This window comes from Polaromonas sp. P1_E3, from assembly GCF_056405935.1.
On sequence record NZ_JBFUBD010000283.1, the window covers coordinates 1 to 3,571 of the forward strand.

4 protein-coding genes are annotated in these 3,571 nt (G+C 61.9%); all 4 read left to right on the forward strand.

What is annotated here, in order from left to right; translation table 11 throughout:
• Positions 1-24: 24 nt before the first annotated feature.
• Positions 25-1,101 (forward strand): extracellular solute-binding protein, encoded by a 1,077-nt coding sequence (locus tag AC1D0Z_RS17815; RefSeq protein ID WP_477659533.1) that lies wholly within the window; start codon positions 25-27, stop codon positions 1,099-1,101.
• Between the two features lie 156 nt (positions 1,102-1,257).
• Positions 1,258-2,361, forward strand: coding sequence for an ABC transporter ATP-binding protein (locus AC1D0Z_RS17820; RefSeq protein ID WP_477659534.1), 1,104 nt, complete (start codon positions 1,258-1,260; stop codon positions 2,359-2,361).
• Positions 2,362-2,391: 30 nt separating this feature from the next.
• The gene (locus tag AC1D0Z_RS17825) at positions 2,392-3,279 is read left to right on the forward strand and encodes an ABC transporter permease (protein WP_477659535.1); all 888 of its coding nucleotides are present in this window, start codon (positions 2,392-2,394) and stop codon (positions 3,277-3,279) included.
• Positions 3,280-3,292: 13 nt separating this feature from the next.
• A partial coding sequence (locus AC1D0Z_RS17830; RefSeq protein WP_477659536.1) for an ABC transporter permease occupies positions 3,293-3,571 on the forward strand: 279 nt, incomplete at its 3' end.

Genomic DNA, 3,571 nt, shown 5'->3' on the forward strand with positions numbered 1-3,571 from the left:
CTGATAACCCAAGGAAAAGCCAACATGAAATTATCCCGTCTGATGAGCCACATTCTCGGAGCCGGCCTCGTTGTTTCAAGCATGGCCAGCCCCGCCTGGGCACAAGACCAGAAGTTGCGGCTGATTACCTGGGCCGACTATGTCCCCGCCGATGTCGTAGCGCAGTTCAAGAAAGAAACCGGCATCGACGTTGAGCTGACCCTCTCGAACAACGAAGAAATGATTTCCAAGCTGCGTGCCACCGGCGGCGCCGGTTTTGACCTGGCCCAGCCCTCGCAAGACCGCATCACCGGCCCGCAGCAGGAGTTCGGCATTTACAAGCCCATGGACCTCAGCAAGATCAAGTCTGATCTGTTCATCCCGTCCATGCTGGAAGCCACGAAGAAAAACACCACGCTCGATGGCAAGGTTTATGGCCTGCCGCACATCTGGGGTACCGATGGCCTCGTTGTCAACACCAAGCTGGCCAAAATGACCGACTACCCGGACCTGTGCAAGGCTGACGTCAAGGGCAAAACCGCCGTGCGCCTGAAGCGCCCCACCTTGCTGGCCTTCGCCTTTGCATCCGGCAAAGACCCGTTTGCGCTGTACAAGGACCCGAAAGCCTACGGCGCGCTGATGGACGAAGTCGGCAAGACCATGATTGCCTGCAAGAGCAACATCAAGTTCTACTGGGACAACAAGGACCAGCTGCTCAACGGCATGCGCGCCGGCGAAGTGGTGGGCGCCATGATGTGGGACACGGGCGGCTGGAAGCTGAACGCGGAAAAGCCTGAAATCCAATACATCGCACCGAAGTCGGGCGCACTCGGCTGGATCGACACCTTTGCCATCCCCGCCAAAGGCCGCAACGACGCCGCCGCCTACGCCTGGATCAACTTCAACATGCGCCCTGAGATCGCCGCCAAGGTGGCGGGTTCTGCCGGCAACTTCACCGCCTCCAAGGGTGCCGACCAGCTGGCCGACCCCAAGCTCAAGGCCCAGTTCGCCGCCAGCTTCCCTGAAGCCGCGTTGAAAAACGTGAAGTGGTACCCCGCAGTGCCTGCTGGAATTGAAGACATCGAAGGCCGCGTCCTGGACCGCGTGAAAGCAGCTAATTGAGTAGCCCCCCTGAGTCGCTTCGCGCCTTCCCCCCAGGGGGACGAAATCTGCGGCCCGGCAAAGCCGGTTCCGCGCTTTCACTGGCATTTCGCTCTGTGCGTGCCAGCATCCGTCCGCTGGCGATCGCGATAGATGGCTAAAGCAGGCGCGTCACCCATGCACGCAGACCTTCAAGCCGAACACGTCGGTAAAACCTACGCCGGCCAGCCCGCGGTCAAGGACTTGTCCTTTACCGTGGAGCGCGGCAGCTTTTTCTCCATCCTCGGCCCGTCGGGCTGCGGCAAGACCACGCTGCTGCGCATGATTGCCGGCTTCCTGTCGCCCGATGCGGGCCAGATCCATATCGGCGGCAAACCCATGAACGGCGTGCCGCCCAACCAGCGGCCCGTCAACATGGTGTTCCAGCACCTGGCGCTGTTCCCCATGATGTCGGTCGGTGAAAACGTCGGCTATGGCCTCGCGCGGCGCGGCCTTTCACGCAGCGACATCAACACCAAAGTCGGCGCCATGCTCGAACGCGTGAGCCTGCCTGGCATGCAAAACAAGCGCGTCGACCAGCTGTCGGGCGGGCAGCGGCAGCGCGTGGCGATCGCGCGCAGCCTGGTGCTCGAACCCACGCTGCTGCTACTCGACGAACCGCTGGGCGCGCTGGATTTAAAGCTGCGCGAGCACATGAAAGTCGAGCTCAAGCAACTGCAGGCCGCCTTCGGCACCACCTTCGTTTACATCACGCACGACCAGTCAGAGGCGCTGGTGCTGTCCGACCATGTCGCCGTCATGAATGCCGGCTGCTTTGAGCAGGTGGGTACACCGCAAGAGCTGTACTACCAGCCGCAAACGCCTTTCGTCGCGGGCTTTGTGGGCGCCAACAACAAGCTGTCAGGCAGTGCCGCTTCAGGCGCGGAAGCTGGTAGCGTGGTGGCGCTGGCAAACAGCCAGGGCCTTGCCATGCATGCCCGCGCCATCGGCAAAATCGTGTCCGGCCAGGCCGTGCAGGCGTTTGTACGGCCCGAGGCGATCAGCCTGGCCCGAGACGCTACGGAACTTCCCGCTGCCCATACGTCCTACGCCGGCCAAGTCGAAAGCCTTCTGTTTGACGGCGCCAATTCGGCCGTCTTGCTGCGCGAAACCAGCAGCCGCACGGAATTTCGCATCGCGTTGCCGCAGACCGGCCGTTTTGCCGACTTGCGTGTCGGTGAAACGGTGGCCTTCAGCTTCGACCCTGCGCAAGCCACCTGTTTCGGGACAACCGGCGCCTAGCGCCGGCAAACCATGCAAGCCACAGCCGCCATGCCCCCAGCAAATGCCGGACCCGCGTCGGCACAGGCAAAACTTATCCTGCTGTTGTTGCTGGCGCCGGCGCTGATCTGGCTGGTCGGCTTGATCGTGCTGCCGCACATTGATCTTGCCATCCTGTCGCTGCGCGAACGCATCGCACCGCGCCAATATGCGCCCAGCATTGCGCAATACCGCACCTTTATCGACGAGCCGCTGTACTGGCACACCTTTGTGCGTACGGCCGTCATGTCCATCCTGGCCACGCTGATCACCCTGCTGCTGGCCTTCCCGATCGCCTGGACGATTGCCAAGCTGGTGCGCGGCCGGGCCAAGTCACTGCTGCTGGTGATGTGCCTGATTCCCTTCTGGGTCAGCGAAACCGTACGCACACTGGGCTGGATGATTCTGCTGCGCGAATCGGGTGTGCTGCCCGCCGTGCTGGTGCAATTCGGCCTCACCGACGCGCCCGTGGAACTGCTCTATCGCGACGCGACGATCCTGGTGGGTTTGGTCTACACGTCCATGCTGTTCATGGTGGTGCCGCTGATCAGCGCGCTTGAAAGCCTGGACGACACGCTGATCGAGGCCGCCTATGACCTCGGCGGCAATGGCCCTTCCATCCTGCGGCAAATCGTCATTCCGCATGCCGCGCCAGGCATTCTCGCCGGCTGCATCGTGGTCTTCATGCTGACCCTGGGTAACTACCTCACGCCCACGCTGCTGGGCGGCAAGAACTCTCTCTGGTTCACCGAGCAGATTTACACGCAGTTCATTACGCGCTTTAATTGGGAGCAGGGCGCGGCCTTTGGCTTCTTGCTGTTGGGTCTGTCTACTGCAATTGTTTGGTTGGGCTTAAAACTCACAGGCCAAAAATTCGGCGAAGTGATGCGGCGGTCATGATGAAGGGCACTGCATGATCGCCTCCCTGCCCCGCCCTGCCTGGTTGCGTGCCGGCACGGTCGCGTACGCACTGGTTTTCTTCGCCTTTTTGTTCCTGCCGCTGGTCGTGGTCGCGGTATTTGCCTTTAACGATGCGCCCTACCCGGCGCCGCCCTGGCGTGGCTTCACGTTCGACTGGTTTTTTGGCAGCAAGGCCGGACGCACTGGGCTTTTTGCCGACGGCCCCATGCTGGCCAGCCTCTGGACCAGCGTGGTGGTGGCCGGCTGGGTCACGCTGCTGGCGGTTCTGGTA